Origin of the sequence: Amycolatopsis sp. lyj-23, assembly GCF_046549135.1 — a bacterium.
Lineage (GTDB): Bacteria > Actinomycetota > Actinomycetes > Mycobacteriales > Pseudonocardiaceae > Amycolatopsis.
The window spans coordinates 119,638-136,610 of the sequence record NZ_JAJPWN010000010.1 but is presented as its reverse complement, the minus strand read 5'-3'; the positions used below and the strand labels follow the sequence as shown (position 1 = coordinate 136,610).

Annotated in this window: 16 protein-coding genes; 7 read left to right on the top strand and 9 right to left on the bottom strand. The window is 72.8% G+C overall.

Translation table 11 applies throughout. From position 1 onward, the window contains the following. Positions 1–77 precede the first annotated feature (77 nt). From ACLJPY_RS25410 to ACLJPY_RS25380, 7 genes are all read right to left on the bottom strand, one after another. On the bottom strand, positions 78–788 hold the full coding sequence (locus tag ACLJPY_RS25410) for a YggS family pyridoxal phosphate-dependent enzyme (RefSeq protein ID WP_410592059.1): 711 nt from the start codon (positions 786–788) through the stop codon (positions 78–80). Continuing rightward, a complete protein-coding gene (pgeF, locus tag ACLJPY_RS25405; protein ID WP_410592057.1) occupies positions 785–1,489 on the bottom strand; it encodes a peptidoglycan editing factor PgeF in 705 nt (234 codons plus the stop codon). Before pgeF ends, ACLJPY_RS25410 begins: the two co-directional genes overlap by 4 nt. Before the next feature lie 123 nt (positions 1,490–1,612). Continuing rightward, entirely contained in the window at positions 1,613–2,920 is a 1,308-nt protein-coding gene (gene ftsZ, locus ACLJPY_RS25400; RefSeq protein ID WP_410592056.1) for a cell division protein FtsZ, read from the bottom strand. Positions 2,921–3,163: 243 nt separating this feature from the next. Beyond that, positions 3,164–3,919 carry an anti-sigma factor domain-containing protein gene (locus tag ACLJPY_RS25395; protein ID WP_410592469.1) on the bottom strand — a complete coding sequence of 252 codons (756 nt, stop codon included), beginning with the start codon at positions 3,917–3,919 and terminating at the stop codon, positions 3,164–3,166. Positions 3,920–3,930: 11 nt separating this feature from the next. After that, positions 3,931–4,536 (bottom strand): ECF RNA polymerase sigma factor SigK, encoded by a 606-nt coding sequence (sigK, locus tag ACLJPY_RS25390; protein WP_410592054.1) that lies wholly within the window; start codon positions 4,534–4,536, stop codon positions 3,931–3,933. Continuing rightward, on the bottom strand, positions 4,529–5,263 hold the full coding sequence (locus ACLJPY_RS25385) for a DUF1365 domain-containing protein (protein ID WP_410592467.1): 735 nt from the start codon (positions 5,261–5,263) through the stop codon (positions 4,529–4,531). Before ACLJPY_RS25385 ends, sigK begins: the two co-directional genes overlap by 8 nt. Beyond that, entirely contained in the window at positions 5,257–6,525 is a 1,269-nt protein-coding gene (locus tag ACLJPY_RS25380) for an NAD(P)/FAD-dependent oxidoreductase (RefSeq protein ID WP_410592053.1), read from the bottom strand. The genes ACLJPY_RS25385 and ACLJPY_RS25380 overlap by 7 nt, the downstream gene beginning before the upstream one ends. A 316-nt stretch (positions 6,526–6,841) precedes the next feature. Between ACLJPY_RS25380 and ACLJPY_RS25375 the strand changes: the two genes are divergently transcribed. Both ACLJPY_RS25375 and ACLJPY_RS25370 read left to right on the top strand, forming a co-directional pair. Next, on the top strand, positions 6,842–8,104 hold the full coding sequence (locus tag ACLJPY_RS25375) for a class I SAM-dependent methyltransferase (protein ID WP_410592051.1): 1,263 nt from the start codon (positions 6,842–6,844) through the stop codon (positions 8,102–8,104). Next, a complete protein-coding gene (locus ACLJPY_RS25370) occupies positions 8,098–8,868 on the top strand; it encodes a DUF1295 domain-containing protein (protein ID WP_410592049.1) in 771 nt (256 codons plus the stop codon). The genes ACLJPY_RS25375 and ACLJPY_RS25370 overlap by 7 nt, the downstream gene beginning before the upstream one ends. Here ACLJPY_RS25370 and ACLJPY_RS25365 read toward each other — a convergent pair. After that, positions 8,855–9,361 (bottom strand): DinB family protein, encoded by a 507-nt coding sequence (locus ACLJPY_RS25365; protein WP_410592048.1) that lies wholly within the window; start codon positions 9,359–9,361, stop codon positions 8,855–8,857. The genes ACLJPY_RS25370 and ACLJPY_RS25365 overlap by 14 nt on opposite strands. 124 nt (positions 9,362–9,485) lie before the next feature. On the opposite strand from ACLJPY_RS25365, the gene ACLJPY_RS25360 reads away from it, so the two are divergent. Beyond that, entirely contained in the window at positions 9,486–9,929 is a 444-nt protein-coding gene (locus ACLJPY_RS25360; RefSeq protein WP_410592046.1) for a MarR family winged helix-turn-helix transcriptional regulator, read from the top strand. A gap of 9 nt (positions 9,930–9,938) precedes the next feature. Further along, entirely contained in the window at positions 9,939–10,373 is a 435-nt protein-coding gene (locus ACLJPY_RS25355; RefSeq protein WP_410592045.1) for an OsmC family peroxiredoxin, read from the top strand. A gap of 356 nt (positions 10,374–10,729) precedes the next feature. Here ACLJPY_RS25355 and ACLJPY_RS25350 read toward each other — a convergent pair whose 3' ends face one another. Further along, a complete protein-coding gene (locus ACLJPY_RS25350; RefSeq protein WP_410592043.1) occupies positions 10,730–11,533 on the bottom strand; it encodes an SDR family NAD(P)-dependent oxidoreductase in 804 nt (267 codons plus the stop codon). A gap of 82 nt (positions 11,534–11,615) precedes the next feature. Here ACLJPY_RS25350 and ACLJPY_RS25345 point away from each other — a divergent pair, with 82 nt between their 5' ends. From ACLJPY_RS25345 to ACLJPY_RS25335, 3 genes are all read left to right on the top strand, one after another. Further along, entirely contained in the window at positions 11,616–12,260 is a 645-nt protein-coding gene (locus tag ACLJPY_RS25345) for a TetR/AcrR family transcriptional regulator (protein ID WP_410592042.1), read from the top strand. Between the two features lie 186 nt (positions 12,261–12,446). Further along, positions 12,447–13,361 carry a LacI family DNA-binding transcriptional regulator gene (locus ACLJPY_RS25340; RefSeq protein WP_410592041.1) on the top strand — a complete coding sequence of 305 codons (915 nt, stop codon included), beginning with the start codon at positions 12,447–12,449 and terminating at the stop codon, positions 13,359–13,361. Positions 13,362–13,546: 185 nt separating this feature from the next. Next, positions 13,547–16,837 (top strand): S8 family serine peptidase, encoded by a 3,291-nt coding sequence (locus ACLJPY_RS25335; RefSeq protein ID WP_410592040.1) that lies wholly within the window; start codon positions 13,547–13,549, stop codon positions 16,835–16,837. Positions 16,838–16,973: the final 136 nt, after the last annotated feature.

Below are 16,973 nucleotides of genomic sequence, written 5' to 3'. Positions count from 1 at the left end.
GCTCCCGCACTGACTGTTCTCCACGCCGTCAGTGCCCCGCGCGAGCGGCCACGAAACGTGACGACCGCGCGGGCTCCCTACGGCGAGGCTAAACCGCGTCCACCGAGCAACGCGGTTCCGACACGCACACACGTCGAGCCGTGCGTGATCGCCTGTTCGAGATCATGGCTCATCCCGGCGGACACGTCTGCGGCATTCGGGTGATCTTTGCGGAGCTGCTCACCCGCGCGAGCGAGCCGCTCGAAGGCCGCCGCCGGGTCCGCACCCAGCGGCGCGACGGCCATCAGGCCGCGAAGCCGCAGCTCATCCGTCTGCGCGATGCGCTCGGCGAGCGCGTTCAGCTCGGGGAGCGGGCAGCCGCCGCGCTCGGGGTCGTCGTCGAGACTGGCCTGGATCAGCACGTCGAGGGGATGATCACGTTTACCGTTGTAACGCTCGGTGTGCACCGCCTTGGCGAGCGCGTCGGCGAGCCGCGCGGAGTCGACGGACTGCACTTCGTCGGCCCACCCGGCCACGGACCTGGCCTTGTTCCGCTGCAGCCTGCCGACCATGTGCCACCGGAGGCCCGGAACTTCGGCGGCTTTCGGGCCGGCCTCCTGGTCGCGGTTCTCCCCCACGTCGGTGACACCGAGTTCGCCCAGCAGCGCGACGTCGGACGCGGGGAACGTCTTGGTGATCGCGATCAGCTTGACCTCTTCGCGGGCACGCCCGGCCGCCCGGCACGCGGCCGCGATCCGCTCCTCGACCTCACGCAGGTTCTCGGCCAGCTCGGCCTTGCGGTCGGTCATGCCTCGACCCAGGTGATGCCCGCGATCCGCCCGGTGGTCCCGTCGCGGCGGTAGCTGAACAGCGTCTTGTCCTCGTTCGTGCACCGCGGGTCGACGCCGATCTTGCCGACGCCCAGGTCGGCGAGCTGCTGCCAGAGCCCGGCGCGCAGGTCGAGCCCGGGCGTGCCCTTGCGCGTCTTGCAGGCGGAACCCGGAACGTGTTTGTCGACGTCGGCGGCCATTTCGGCGGGAACCTCGTAGCAGTCGCCGCAGATGGCCGGGCCGAGCAGCGCCTCGATCCGCCCCACCTCGGCGCCCGCTTCCTGCATGGCCTTGACCGCCGCCGGGACGACGCCGACCCGGGCGCCCACCCGGCCCGCGTGCACCGCGGAGACCACCCCGGCCTCGGCGTCGGCCAGCAGGATCGGCACGCAGTCGGCGACCAGGACCACGAGCGCGACGCCCGGGGTCGCGGTCACCAGGGCGTCGGTCGCCTCCGCCGCGGCGGTCTCGGTGCCGTCGACGATGGTCGCCGTCCGGCCGTGGACCTGCTCCATCCAGGCCAGCTTGTCCTCGGCCAGGCCCAGCTCCGAGGCCAGCCGCTTCCGGTTGGCGTAGACGTTGCCCTCGTCGTCGCCGACGTGGTCGCCCAGGTTGAAGGTGTCGTAGGGCGGCCGTGACGCGCCGCCCGCCCTGGTCGTGACCACTCGCCGAACCCGCACGAATCCTCCTGAACGTCGCTGCTGTCCCGACCCCGAGCTGCCCGCCAACACGCGCGGCCGGAATCGCCGAAGGCCATCACCCACGACTCTAGTTCGCGGGTGACGGCCTTCAGAGGTGAGTGGCTAGCGCCGCATGAACGGCGGGACGTCGACCTCGTCGTCCGACGGGTCGTCGTGCACCGGCATCGCGCGGCCGGGCAGGCTGCCCTGGGTCGCGTTCGAGCCGAGCGGCGAGTAGCCGCGCGAACCGCCGCCGGGCTGCGGGAGCCCGCCGGACGGCTGGTTGCCGCCCGCCGGCGGCAGCGGCGAGTGCGACCGCGGCGGCGCCACCGGGTAGCCGGAGCTGCCCGCGGACGGCACCGGGGTGGCCCCCGACGGCGGCGTCGGCGGGTTCGACACCTGGCCGGCCGAGGCCGACGCGGTGGTGCCCGACGGCCGCGAGCCGGAGCCGAACGTCGACGGGTCCAGCTTCTTGTGCGTCGGCGCGCCGGCGTCGAACCCGGCGGCGATCACCGTGACGCGGACCTCGTCGCCGAGGGAGTCGTCGATGATCGTGCCGAAGATGATGTTCGCGTCCGGGTGCGCGGACTCCTGGACCAGCGACGCGGCCTCGTTGATCTCGAACAGGCCCAGGTCGGAGCCGCCGGCGATGGACAGCAGCGCGCCGTGGGCGCCGTCCATGGACGCCTCCAGCAGCGGCGAGTTGATCGCCTTCTCCGCGGCCTGGATGGCCCGGCCCTCGCCGCGCGCCGAGCCGATGCCCATCAGCGCGGAGCCCGCGCCGGACATGACGCTCTTGACGTCGGCGAAGTCGAGGTTGATCAGACCCGGCGTGGTGATCAGGTCGGTGATGCCCTGGACACCGGAGAGCAGCACCTCGTCCGCGGAGCGGAACGCGTCCATCAGCGAGACGCCGATGTCGCCGAGCTGCAGCAGCCGGTCGTTCGGGATCACGATGAGCGTGTCGCACTCGTTGCGCAGCGCCTGGATGCCGTCCTCGGCCTGCTTGCCGCGCCGCTTGCCCTCGAAGGTGAAGGGGCGGGTCACGACGCCGATGGTCAGCGCGCCGAGCTTGCGGGCGATCTGCGCGACGACCGGCGCGCCGCCGGTGCCGGTGCCGCCGCCCTCGCCCGCGGTCACGAACACCATGTCGGCGCCCTTGATGACCTCTTCGATCTCTTCGCGGTGGTCTTCGGCGGCCTTCTGGCCGACCTCGGGGGCGGCGCCCGCGCCGAGGCCACGGGTCAGCTCGCGGCCGATGTCCAGCTTGACGTCGGCGTCGGACATGAGCAGTGCTTGTGCGTCGGTGTTCACCGCGATGAACTCGACACCCTTGAGGCCGACCTCGATCATGCGGTTCACGGCGTTCACGCCGCCACCGCCGATGCCGACCACCTTGATCACCGCAAGGTAGTTGTGCGGGGGCGTCATCGAAGTCCGCCTTCCTGATCGTTGTGCCCGTACAGCCCGCCGGCCGAAGATCGAACCCTCGACCTCAACCCCAGATCGAGAGTTATGTCAACCGCCGACGTTAGGCAGGACGGTAGGCACCAGGCAGGCTCTAATCCAGTAGGCACGCCGTGTGTCGCAAAGGTGTTTTGCCACAACACGTTCGAGCGCGCAAGAGCGACGGGCCGCGAGCACCGCCGCCACCCGATCTGGTATGGCCGCCGATCAGGCGGGCGCGGGCATGCTCATGAGGACGTCGGAGGGTGTTCCGGTGGGCGATCCGCCTGCCGGTTCGACGCTCACCGCGACCTTGTCCGCGCTCCCGACGCCGTCCGCCACGACCAGGCCGCCCTGGGCCGCGGCCGCGAGCACGCCCGCCGAGCGCGGCGCGTCCCCGCCGCTGATGAGCCAGGCTTCGTAGACCTTCCCGCCCGGCTGCGACGGCAGGCCCGCGTCCATCACCATCACCCGGTCGAGCGACCGCGACAGCACGACCGTGACGCCGCCGCCGATCGGCGCCTCGCCGTGCGCGGTCCTGGCGTCCGGGGCCGCGAGCAGCGCCGCGACCGGCGCGAACTGCTGTTTCGCCTGGTCGAGACGGCTCTGCGCGGCCTGCAGCTCCTGCTGCTGGGTCAGCGCGATGCCGCCGAACACCCCGCCCGCGGCGAGGCCGATCACCGCCGCCGCGGCCGCCACGACCACCGCCCAGCGCGGGGCCCGGGCCGAGCGGCGGTGCCGCTCGGGCGAACCGGGCCGGGTCAGCGGCGGCAGCGGGCGGGTCGCGTGCATGGCGGTCATGACGCGGTCCTTGAAGCCCGGTGGCGGCTCTTCGGCCATCGCCGCGCCCAGCCGGGCCGCCGTCGCGCGCAGCTCGGCGACCTCCTGCGTGCACGACTCGCACTGCTCGAGGTGGCGGGCGAACTCCGCGCGCTCGACGTCGTTGACGGCGTCGAGCGCGTAGGCGCCGGCCAGGGTGTGCATCTCCGGCGAGCTCACGCGGTCACCCCCAGGCAGTCGCGCAGGCGGATCAGCCCGTCACGCAGCCGCGTCTTGACGGTTCCTTGCGGCGTCGACAGCACTTCGGCCACCTCGCGATACGTATAGCCCTGGTAGTAGGCGAGCAGCACCGACTCGCGCTGCAGATCGGTCAGGAAGGACAGGCACCGGCGCACCTGGGAGCGTTCGAGCCGCGCGGTGACGGACTCGGAAACTTCGTCGAACGGGCGCCCGCGGGCGGCCTCGAAGGTCGCTTTCTGCTCGCGCTCGGTGCTGGCGCGCGCCGAGCGGACGCGGTCGACGGCCCGGCGGTGGGCCAGGGTCATCGCCCAGTTCAGCGCCGAGCCCTTGTCCGGCGCGTACCGGGTCGCGGTGCGCCAGAGCTCGACGAGCACCTCCTGGGCGACCTCTTCGGACTGGGCCGCGTCGCGCACGATCCGCCGCACCAGGCCGTGGATCGGGCCGGCGAGCTGATCGTAGAGGAGCTCGAAGGCGCGCTCGTCGCCCTTGGCGACGCGCACCATGAGCTCTTCGGCCGTCGGACCCGCGGGCACTTCGGCGGGCACCGGCGCCAGCGGGCGCGGGCGGGCCTGCTCATCCATGCAGCTGTCCTCCGGCGGTCTGCGGGGTGCGCGGCACGACCGCGGCCTTGCGCAGCCACAGCGTGACGCCGTGGCGGCGGATCAGCGCGGACACCCGCTGCGGGAGCAGCGGCCGGGCCAGCACGAGCCGGGCCAGCCACCGCGCGTTCACCGGGCGGCGAACTCCCCGCAGCGTAGCGACCAGCGGCGTGGAGTTCCCGCGGCGCAGGGCCACGGTCAGGTCGAGCAGCGCGTCGGGGTGCGGTAGCCGCATCCGGTACTCGCCGTCCACCTCCTGGAACGGCGAGACGTAGAACTCCTTGGCCGCGCGGGCGCGGCCGGCCTCGTCGGGGTGCAGGAGGTAGGCGTGGCGGCCGCCGTAGGTGTTGTGCACCTCGGCGACGACGCACGCGGGCCGGCCGGCGGAGTCGTGGCACCAGTAGACGCTGATCGGGTTGAACACGTACCCGAGCACGCGCGCGGCGGCGAGCATCACGACCTTCCCGCCGCCGAGGTCGACCCCGCGCTCTTCGAGCCACGCGTCCAGTTTTTCCCGGATGCCGCGCGGATCGGCGGCCGCGAAGTGGTCGCGGGCGTCGAACCGGGCGAAGGGCCGCAGCCACCACGGCAGCCGCGGCAGGTCGGCCAGGTCGACCTGCCACAGGTACACGCGGTGGGCGAAGGCGTGCGGCGGGTCGATCCGCCGCACGTGCGCGACCGTGGCGTCGTAGAGCGCGTTCGTCACCAGTCCACCCCGAGGCTTTCCGCGGCGCGGGCGCCGGAGGAGCAGCCGTCCTCGTGGAACCCCCAGCCGTGGTAAGCGCCCGCATACGCGACCACGCCGTCGTTCAGTTCGGGCAGCCGTCGTTGCGCGGCAACGGATTCCGGCGTGTAGACGGGGTGTTCGTACCGCATCCGCGCGACGACGTGCTCCGGGGCGGGGCCGTCGCCGGGGTTGAGCGTGACGACGTAGCCGGTCGGCTCGTCGAGCCGCATCAGGCGGTTCATGTCGTAGCTGACCCGGACCGCGCCGGTGGGCGCACCGCAGGCGGGCGCGCGGTAGTTCCAGCCGGCCCTCGCCCCGGCGAGCGAGGGCAGCACGCTCGTGTCGGTGTGCAGCCAGGCCTCGTTCTCGGAGTAGGGGAACGCGCCGAGCACCTCGCGCTCGGCGGCGGTCGGGTTGGCCAGCAGGGCCAGCGCCTGGTCGGCGTGCGTGGCGACGACGACCTTGTCGACGCGGTGCGGCGTGTCGGCGTCGTCGCGGATCTCGACACCGCCCGCGGTCCGCAGGATCGACCGGACCGGCGTCGACAGGTGCACGGCTGTCAGCTGCTTCGCCGCCAGCTCGACGTACTCGCGGGAGCCGCCCACGACCGTCCGCCAGGACGGCGAGTCCTGCACCGAGAGCATGCCGTGGTTGCGGAGGAACTCGAACAGGTACCGCGCGGGGTACCGCAGCGTGTCGGTGCGGCCTGCCGACCACACCGTGGACACCAGCGGCAGCATGAAGTGGTCGACGAAGTAGCGGGTGTAGCCGCCGATGGCGAGGAAGGCACCGAGCGTGACGTCCCCGGCGTCCGGCGCCGCCAGCAGCCGCTTCGCGTGCCGGTGGAACCGCTTCACCTCGGCCAGCATCCGTAGGTACCGGCCGCGGAAGGCGTTGCCGCGCTGGGCGAACAGCCCGCCGACGCCCTTCGCGCCGGCGTACTGCAGGCCGCAGCCGTCGCAGCGGATGCTCATCGACATCTCGGTGTCGCGCGTGGCCACCCCCAGTTCCCCGAACAGCTTCAGCAGGGTCGGGTAGGTGCGTTCGTTGTGGACGATGAAGCCAGAGTCCACACCGATCGTGCCGCCGTGGGTGCTCGGCACGTCGTGCGTGTGCGCGTGCCCGCCCAGGCGGTCGTCGGCTTCGAACAGCAGTACCTCGTACTTGCGCTGCAGCAGGTAAGCCGCGGTCAGCCCGGCCACCCCGCTGCCGATGACGCCGATGCGTTCTCCCGTGATCTCCACACCGGTCCTTCGGGACCGCGGCCCGCCCGGATTGCCGGGCCGGCCGACCAATCCGCCCCAAGTCTCCCCGCTTCCCCCGCCCCCGCTCCCAGCCGGGAGCCACCTAACCGACCCGTACCCCGGAGGTCGGCCCGCGTACCTGGAGGGTCGGTTCGCGTACCTGGAGGGTCGGACGGTGAGCCGACCCTTCGGGTACGCCGTCCGACTCCCTGGGTACGCGAGCCGACCGGCTGGGTACGCGAGCCGACCGTCGGGGTACGCCCGGCCGCGGGCAAGAGCGACCAATCCACGCGAGGGGGCGGAGCGAATCCCGGACATGCCGCACACCACCGCGCACCGCCTCGCCTCGTTCGCCGAGAAGCTCCTCGGCGGGCCACTGCCCGTCGGCCTCCGGACCTGGGACGGCACCCGCGCCGGCCCGCACGACGCGCCGACGGTCGTGCTCCGCAACCGCCGCGCCCTGCGCCGCCTGCTCTACGCCCCCGGCGAGCTGGGGCTCGCCCGCGCCTACGTCACCGGCGACCTCGACGTCGAAGGCGACCTCGCGGACGGCTTCCGCCGGATCTGGGCCCTCACCCGCACGGGGGAGCTCAACCGGGTCGAGCTGAAGCCGCGCGACTGGGCCGAGGCCGTCCGGCTGGCCGCCCGGCTCGGGGTCGCCGGGCTCCCGCCGAAGCCGCCCGCGGAAGAGGCCCGGCTGTCCGGGAAGCTGCACAGCCTGCTGCGCGACCGCTCGGCCATCGCCCACCACTACGACCTCGGCAACGCCTTCTACCAGCTGCTGCTCGACGAGTCGATGGCCTACTCCAGCGCGTACTTCACGTCCGAGTCGCAGAGCCTGGCGCAGGCGCAGCACGACAAGCTGGAACTGATCTGCCGCAAGCTGGGGCTGCGGCCGGGCATGCGGCTGCTCGACGTCGGCTGCGGCTGGGGCTCGCTGCTCGTGCACGCGGCCAAGCACCACGGCGTCGAGGCCGTCGGCATCACGCTGTCGGCCGAGCAGCTGCAGCACATCCGCGGCCGGCTCGCCCAGCACGACCTCGAAGACCGCGTCGAGGTGCGCCGCCAGGACTACCGGGAGCTGCCGGACGCGCCGTTCGACGCGGTCGCCTCGATCGAGATGGGCGAGCACGTCGGCGAGGTCAACTACCCGGCGTACGCGGCGACGCTGCACCGCATGGTCAAGCCGGGCGGGCGCGTGCTGCTCCAGCAGATGTCCCGCGGGAACGTCGCCCCCGGCGGCGGCGCGTTCATCGAGCGCTACATCGCTCCGGACATGACCATGCGGCCGGTCGGCCGGACGATCGGCCACCTGGAGACGGCCGGGCTCGAGGTGCGGGACGTGCACGCGCTGCGGGAGCACTACGTCTGGACGGTCCGGGCCTGGGCGGCCACGCTGGAGGAGAACTGGGCCGACGTCGTAGCGCTCATCGGCGAGACGGGCGCGCGGGTCTGGCGGCTGTACCTGGTGGGCGGGGCGCTGGCGTTCGAGGAGAACCGGATGGGCGTGGACCAGATCCTGGCCGTGCGGCCGTTCGCGGACGGCACCAGCGGCCTGCCCGCGACGCGGGAGTGGTGACGGTGCCGCAGCTGCTCGTCACGGCCGCCGTCACGCTCGTGGCGGTCACGGTGACCTTCGGGATCGCGCGGGTGCGCCGGCGGTACGACACGATCGACACGTTCTGGGGGCTCGGCTTCGCGCTCGTCGCGCTGGCGGCGTTCCCGTTCGGGGACGGCCCGCTGCCGCTGCGGCTCGTGGTGACGCTCCTGACCGTCGTCTGGGGCGTGCGGCTTTCGGTGCACCTGCACCTGCGCAACCACAAGCTGCCGGAGGACCCGCGGTACGCGCGGATGGGCCACGGCCCGGCGAAGATGTTCCTGCGCGTGTACCTGTTCCAGGCGGTGGTGCTGTACTTCGTCTCGCTGCCGGTGCAGTTCGCCGTGGACGGCACCGGGATCGGCGTGCTCGGCGGCCTGGGGATCGCGGTGTGGCTGCTCGGGTTCCTGTTCGAAACGATCGGCGACGAGCAGCTGCGCCGGTTCAAGGCCGACCCGGCGTCGCGGGGACAGGTGCTGGACACCGGGCTGTGGCGCTACACGCGGCACCCGAACTACTTCGGCGACGCGTGCGTGTGGTGGGGCCTCTACCTGCTGGCCTGTTCGACGTGGCCGGGCGCGGCGACCGTCCTCTCCCCCGTGGCGATGACGTTCACCCTGGCCCGCGGGACGGGAAAACCCATGCTGGAGAAGGGAATGGCCCGCACGCGCCCGGCGTACGCGCACTACGTCGAGCGCACCAGCGGCTTCTTCCCGTTGCCGCCCAGGAAGGTCACTCCCCGGTGAGGCCGTCGGTGAGCTCGCGCAGCACGTCCAGGTGGCCGACGTGCCGCGCGGTCTCCTCGATCATGTGCGTGAGGACCCAGCGGACGTTGAAGGTCTCGTCCTTGTGGGTCACTTCGTCGTCGAAGCCGCGCTTCCCGATGATTTCCCGGCTGCGGGCGCACTGTTTTTCGTAGGCCGCGAGGAGCTCTTCGACGGTGGTCCCGGGCGGGACCCGGAACTCCGCGTCCGGGTCCTGCCCGAGCTTTTCTTCCCAGGTGTCCTCTTCACCGTCGACGACGACGCCGAACCAGAACCACTCGTTGAGGGTGAGGTGGGCGACGAGCCCGGCGACGGTCGTCAGTTCGCTCGGCAGGTGGACCTGCCGGGCCTGGTCCGCGGTGAGGCCGCCGGCCTTCCACGCGACGGTGGCGCGGTGGTAGTCGAGCAGGCCGGTCAGGACTTCACGCTCGTCACCGGTGAGCGGCGCCTGCGGGCGCTCGGGTCGTTCGGTCATGGCCCGGACTCTGCCAGAAGGGTCCGGCACCCCGCAGCGGCGCACGGCGGCGGCCAGGCACCGTCCCGCAGCCGATCTCCCGAATACCTTGCGCACGATGTAATCGTGCACTACGTTTACGGACGTGCCTGATGAGTTCCGCCTTGACGAGCAAGCCTGCTTCGCGCTGTACGCGGCGTCGCGTGCCGTGACGGATGCGTACCGTCCGATGCTCGGCGAGCTGGATCTCACCTACCCGCAGTACCTCGTGCTGCTCGTGCTGTGGGAGTCCGACGCCCGGCCGGTCAAGGAGATCGGCGAGGCGCTGTACCTGGACTACGGCACGCTTTCCCCGCTGCTCAAACGACTCGAGGCCAACGGGCTGGTCACGCGGACCCGGCTGCCCGCGGACGAACGCACCGTGGTCGTCAGCCTGACCGACGAGGGCCGGGCGGTGCGCAGCCGCGCCGCCGGTGTTCCGTCGGCCATCGGCTGCGCCCTCGGCCTCGACGACCGGGAACGGCGGGAACTCATCACCACCCTGCGCCGGCTGACCGCGTCGGCCGCCGCGTACTCATCCGAGCATTGAGGAGGCTTTATGCCCAGCCGTGACGCCACCACCCACTGGGTCGGCGGACTGAACAGCGGGAAGGGCGAGGTCACGCTGGACTCGTCCAACGCAGGCACGTTCCCGGTCTCGTTCCCGACCCGCGCGGGCAACCCGGACGGCCAGACGAGCCCCGAGGAGCTCATCGCGGCGGCGCACTCGTCCTGCCTGGCCACGAACCTCTCCGGGGTGCTGGAGTCCCACCAGCTCACGGCGGACTCGATCGACGTGAGCTCCGAGGTGACGCTCGGCCCGGCCAAGGGCGGCGGCTTCGAGATCAGCGGCATCGCGATCACCCTGCGCGCCTCGATCCCGGGCGTGACGGCGGAGCAGTTCGCCGAGTACGCGGAGACCGCCGAGAAGACGTGCCCGGTGTCGAAGGCCCTCGCGGGCACGACGATCACCATGGACGCGGCGCTCGCCTGAGCCTCGTTTCGCGGCCCCTCGCCTTCCCGGCGAGGGGTCGTTCGCCTGCCCGGAACTCAGGGGCCGCCCAGGATGCGGTTCAGCTCGGGGAGCACGGCGTCCAGGTCCTTCGTCGTCCGGACGATCACCACGGACGTCTCCTCGCCGCCGGGGTGGCCGAACAGTGTCCTCGCCGCCGCCCATCCAGCGGTGCAGGAAGCCGCGGAAAAGGCGCTGGTACTGCTGGGCTCCGGCCACTGCGCGGTCCCGGAGCGCCGCCGCCGCTGCTCGCCCGGATGGTCGACGCCGGCCCGCTCGGGCGCAAGACCGGCCGCGGCTGCTACACCTACGACCGGCCGTGATCCGGCACTGACGCCTCAGCCGAACGCGGCCAGCGCGAGCGGTTCCCACTTGCGCCAGCCGTCCAGCCGCGCCTGGTACTCGGCTTCGACCGCCGCCAGCGACTTGCCGAAAAAAATCCGGTGCGGCGGGTCGTCGGTGTCGGCGAGCTCCAGGATCGGCGCCCGCGTCGCCCGCGGATCGCCGAGGTCCCACTCGATCCGGGTGGCTTCGCGGACCGCGTCGTAATCCGGGTTCGGCGCGCTCTGCCGGATGCTGCCGCCGCCGAAGTCCGTGCGGTACGGGCCGGGCTCCAGGCAGATGACGTCGATCCCGAACGCCGCGACCTCCTGCCGCAAGGAGTCCGAAAGCCCTTCCACCGCCCACTTCGAGGCGTGGTAGGCGCCGATGCCGGGGAACGCGCGGACACCGCCTTCGCTGGTGACCTGGATGATCCGGCCCCGGCCCTGCCGCCGCATGACGGGCAGCGCCGCCTGGGTCAGCCAGAGCGTGCCGAAGAAGTTCGTCTCGAGCTCGGCCCGGACCTCCTCCTCGGTGAGTTCCTCGACCATCCCGAAGTGCCCGTAACCGGCGTTGTTCACCAGCACGTCCAGCGAGCCGAACTCGGCCGCCGCCCGGCCGACCGCGTCGACCGCGGCGGCGCGGTCGGTGACGTCCAGCTGCAGCGGCAGCACGGCGTCGCCGTACCGGTCGGCCAGCGGACGCAGGCTTTCGACGTCCCGTGCGGTGGCCGCGACCCGGTCGCCGCGCGCGAGCGCCGCTTCGGCCCACTCGCGGCCGAAGCCCTTGGAAGTCCCGGTGATGAGCCAGTTCTTCGCCATGACATGTCCTTCCGCTCGTTTCTACCTGACAAGCTAATAGTAGCATGGACTGCATTCATACGTCCGATGGTAAGATCCGGTCATGACCGCGAGTGACGGCCGCCGTGAGCGGAAGAAGGCCCAGACCCGGACCCGCATCCGGGAGGCGGCCCTGGACCTGTTCGCGAGCCAGGGCTACCGCGAAACGACGATCGCGCAGATCGCGGCGGCGGCCGACGTCGCGACCCGCACGGTCACGCTGCACTTCCCGGCCAAGGAAGACCTGCTGTTCGCCGACGACCCGTTCACCGCGGACTCCCTGGCGCACCGGCTGCGCGCCCGGACCGCGGAGAGCACCCTCGACGCCGTCGGCGACTGGATGCACGCGACCATGCGCGACCTCGACGCGCGCGACCACGAGTCCGGGGTGGACCCGGCGCACATCTGGCAGCGCCGGGCCCTGCGCGCGGAACTGCTCATGGCCGACGACGACCTGCGCGGCCGCGCCCGCGCCGGCTACCGCGACCTCGAACTCCTGATCGCCGCGGGCATCGGCGAGGACACCGGCCGCCCGGGCGACGCCCTGCTCCCCCGCCTCGCCGCCGCCACCGTGGTCACCGGCCTGCGGGAGATCTACGTGACCCGCGAAGGACAAGCCCAGGCCAAAGCGGCGACGAGCGACCTGGCCGGCTTGGTCGACCAGGTCCTCGCGTTCGCCCGAGCCGGGCTCGGCGACGCCACCGGGTGACCGGTGTCCGCCGTTCGGGGTAGCATGATCGAATCGGTTCGATCTTCACCTTGTCCGGTGAACGCGTTCCCAACTGCGGGGATCTGCTTGCACGTCCCTGGACGGTGCTCTACTTTCGATGGTCGTCGATGCGGTTCGACGAACGACGACGGGGTCGCCGTCTCCTGGGGGGCAGTCGAAGACGCCATGCACAAGCACGGTCACCACCGGCACGCCGGGGCCGGGGTCGCCACCGGCCACCGGAGCAACGTCCTGGCCCTGGTCGTCCCGCTGCGGGCCGGCCCGCACGACGTCGCCGTGCGGGAGTTCGTGACCGCCGCGATCACCGCGGCCGGCGCCTGTGACCACGCCCTGCTGCTGCTCACCGCCGAAGAAGGCGCCGCCGCGCTGCGCCGCGCGGTGTCCTCGTCCGTGGCCGACGGTGTCGTCGTGATGGACGTCGAAGCCGCCGATCCGCGCGTGCCCGTGCTGCTCGGCCTGCGCAAGCCCGCGGTGCTGATCGGCGTGCCGGACCGGCCGCGCGGGCTCGGCTGCCTCGATCTCGACTTCGCCGCGGCGGGTGCGCTGTGCCTCGGCCACCTCGCCGGCCTCGGGCACGAGCACGTCGCCCTGATCGGCTCGCCGGCCGCCGCCTACCGGCGCGGCAGCAGTGCCGCGACCCGGCTCGCGCGGGGCTTCACCGCGGAAGCGAACCGCCGGGGCATCGGCTCGGTCACGCTGGCCTGGGGCGACACCGGCCGGCGGACGCTGCGCGGGTTGGACGCGCTCTTCGCCCGGCACCCGGACGTCACCGGTCTGGTGGTGCACAACGAATCGGCGCTGCCCGCGGTCTTGGCCGGGCTGCACCGGCGCGGCCTGCGGGTGCCCGAAGACCTCTCCGTCGTCGCGGTCTGCCCGGACAGCCTCACCGCGCCCGGCTTCCTCGAGCTGACCTGCGTGGCGATCCCGGCGCGGGAGATCGGCGCGCTGGCCGTCGAAACGCTCATCGGGCAGCTCGACGGCACCGCCACGCCCGGCACCCGGCTCCTCGCGCCGGCGCTGACCACCCGCGCCAGCACCGCGCCGCCGCGGCTGCCGGTGCAGCCCCCGGCGTCCGGGTGAATTGAGTTCGCCGCTTTTCGGGCACGGCAGGCATTCCGGTGATCAATTGTCTGGCTGTTGGTTCACGGAATCGACGTATTGCCTGATCCTCCCCGGCCGGTGTTAACGTGGCCGCGGCCTTTCCGCAGCAGTTGTGGACGGTGCGAAAAATATGGGGGAAACAAGATCGGCCGGAGGGTCCTGACATGCATCGAAGACAGCTGGCGGTGGCGGCCGTGGTGGTGGCGGGCTTCTCGCTGCCCGTTCCGGCGGCGGCGGAACCGGCGGCATTGCCCGCATTACCCGGCGCGCACGGCGATCCCGGGCAGTCCGTCACGCTCATCACCGGCGACCGCGTGCGGGTGCTGCCGAATCCACGCGGGAAAAGCGCGGTCGTGGTCGAACCGGGTCCCGGCCGTGACCGGATCGGCTTCTTCCGCGAAACGACGACCGGCGCGAAGCCCGGCGATATCACCGTGGTGCCGTCGGACGCGCTGGCGCTGGTGACGTCCGGCAGGCTCGATTCCCGGCTGTTCGACGTTTCCGAACTGCTGCGGCAGCACCTCGCCGACCCGGCAGGCGCTCTGCCCCTGATCATCACCTATTCCGGCGGCGCCCCCGCCACGCCGCCGGCCACCACGGCCGTCCGCGACCTACCGAGCGTGCGAGGCTCGGCGCTGCGCCAGGACCGGCGCCGCGGCACGGAGTTCTGGCGGTGGCTGACCGCCGGGTCCGCGCTGCGGGGCGGCGTCGACCGGGTCTGGCTGGACGGCCTGGCCACCCCGGCCCTCGACGTCAGCGTGCCGCAGATCGGCGGCCCGGCCGCCTGGCAGGCCGGGTACACCGGCCGCGGCGTCACCGTCGGCCTGCTCGACACCGGGGTGAAGGCCGACCACCCGGACCTGGCCGGCAAGGTCGTGGAAGCCCGGGACTTCACCGGGACCCGGCCGGACGGGGGCGACGACCTCGGCCACGGCACGCACGTCGCCGGCATCATCGCCGGCACCGGCGCCGCCTCCGGCGGCCACTACCGCGGGGTCGCGCCCGACGCCCGGCTGATCAGCGGCAAGGTCTGCGTCGCCACCGGCTGCCCGGAATCGGCGGTCATCGCCGGCGTGGAGTGGCTCGCGCCGAAGGTCCGCGTGGTCAACCTGAGCCTCGGCGGCGACGCGACCGACGGCACGGATCCGGTGTCCCAGGCGGTGAACGCGCTGACCGCCCGCTACGGCACCCTGTTCGTCGCCGCCGCCGGCAACGACCGCTCGCTGGACCTGCCCGAACCCCTGCCGGTCGTCGCGCCCGCCGCGGCCGACGCGGCGCTGGCGGTCGGCAGCGTGTCGGCCGAGGACACGACCAGTGCGTTCTCCAACCGGGGCCTGCGCATGGGCGACCACGCGGTCAAGCCCGACATCGCCGCCCCGGGCGAGGGCATCGTCTCGGCCAGGGCCGCGGGCACGCCGGAGGGCGACCTCGCGCCGGTGGACGCGGACTACGCCCGGCTGTCCGGGACGTCGATGGCGGCGCCGCACGTCGCCGGCACGGCGGCGCTGCTGCTCCAGCGGCACCCGGACTGGCTCGCGGACCGGCTCAAGTCGACGTTGACCAGCACCGCGAAGCCCACCGCCGACGTCGTCGAGCAGGGCGCGGGCCGGGTGGACGCCGGGCGTGCGGTCACCCAGCAGGTCACCGCCACCACCGGCAGCCTCGGCTGGGGCTTCGTCGCCTGGCCGCGGACCGCGCCCGTCGCGAAGACCGTGACCTACCACAACGACGGCGACGCGGCCGTCACCCTGGCGCTCGCCACGACCTCGCCGCTGTTCACGCCGTCGGCCGCGTCGGTCGTGGTGCCCGCGCACGGCGACGCCGACGCCGGCGTCACCCTGCGGGCGGGCGGCGACGCGGCCGGGCAGTACGGCGGCAGGCTGACCGCGACGGCGCCCGGGATCACCGTGCAGACCGCTTTGGGCGCGTTCCTGGAACCCGAAAGCTACGACGTGTCCGTGCGGCTGATCGGCCGCGACAGGCGGTTCACCGCGGGCGTCGCCACCCTGGTCGACACCACTACGGGCGCCGCGTTCGGCGTCCGGCCGTTCCGCGCCGATGGCACGGCCGTGGTCCGGGTGCCCAAGGGGCGCTACGACCTCAACGCGTTCGACGTGTCCGGTGATCCGAGCGGCCAGACGCGACCGGCGGCCGTCACCCTGCTGTCGCGGCCCGGGCTGGCGGTGACCGGCGCCGTTTCGGTCACGCTCGACGCCCGCACGGGCAAGCCGCTGCGGGCGGTGGTCGACCGCCCGGACGCGCAGTTGCAGGGCGGCGAACTCGGCCTGGTGTCCGGGAACCCGGGCGGGACGCGCACGAACACGCTCGCCTGGATCATCCAGCCGGGCACCGAGCTGTACGCGGCCGGCTCGGACCGCGAAGTCACCGACCACACCTACGGGCTGTACTTCCGGGCGACGCTGGGCCCGCAGCTGCCCGGCGCGTACGTCTACCAGCTGGCGCTGCTCGAACGCGGCCGCGTGCCGGCCGACCCCGTGTTCCGGGTGCGCGACCGCGATCTCGCGGTGGTCGACGCCCGGTACCACACCCAGGGCAAGCCGGCCGAGAGCCTGCGCCTCGACGACGTCACCTTCGGGTTCCCGGGCGCCGACAGCGGGACGTACGAGGTCGCGGCGCAGCCACTGCCGAGCCGGCGCACGGAGTACTACACGACCGGGGTGAGCTGGCAGCACCTCGTGGCGGTGTACCCCGATCCGCTGACGGACGCGGAAAGCAACTACTCGTACCGCACCTACCGGCCGGGGTTCGAGCACGCGGGCTGGAACCGGGCGCCGCTCGGGCCCGCGTTCGGCGCGCCGCAGGACGGCTGGGGCGTGCTCCGGGCGGGGAACCAGCTGGCGTACGCGATCCCGCTGGTGTCGGGCAGCGACCCGCAGCAGTACACGACGCCCCCGGGCGGCCTGACGGGCACGGCGACGCTCTCGCGCGACGGCGTCACGCTGGCGACCGCGGCCAACCCGGCCATCGGAGCACTGGCCATCCCGGACGGCCCGGGCACGTACACGCTCCGATCGGTCGCGACGCGCAGTGTGCCGTGGTCGGTGGTCGGCACCGCGGCGGACGTGGCCTGGACGTTCCACGACCCGGGCGTGGCGGCCCCGGCGAAACCGTTGCCGCTGCTGGTGGTCCGGGCGGAAGGCGCGGTCGACGACCAGAGCCGGGCCCCGGCGGGCCGTCCGTTCGTGCTGGCGCTGACCGCCCAGCGCCAGCCGGGCTCGGGCGAGTTCCGGCTGGCGGACCTGCGGGTCGAAGCGTCCACTGACGACGGTGCACAGTGGACGGCAGTACCGGCCGCGCGCATCGGCAACGGCGGTCTCGCGGTGGTGCACAACCCGCCGGGAGACGGGTTCGTGTCGCTGCGGATCACGGCCCGGGACACCGAAGGCAACGCGGTCGTCCAGACGGTGATCAGGGCGTACCAGACGGCACCGTGACGGAGAAAGTGGCGGCCCCGGTCGGGAGTTGGGACTCCTGACCGGGGCCGCTTCTGCTGTCTCGACCACTCTTCAGCTGGGACACCGTCCCGTCCGCAAAGCCGTCGGCCGAACCGCGATCAGCCGCTACCGGACA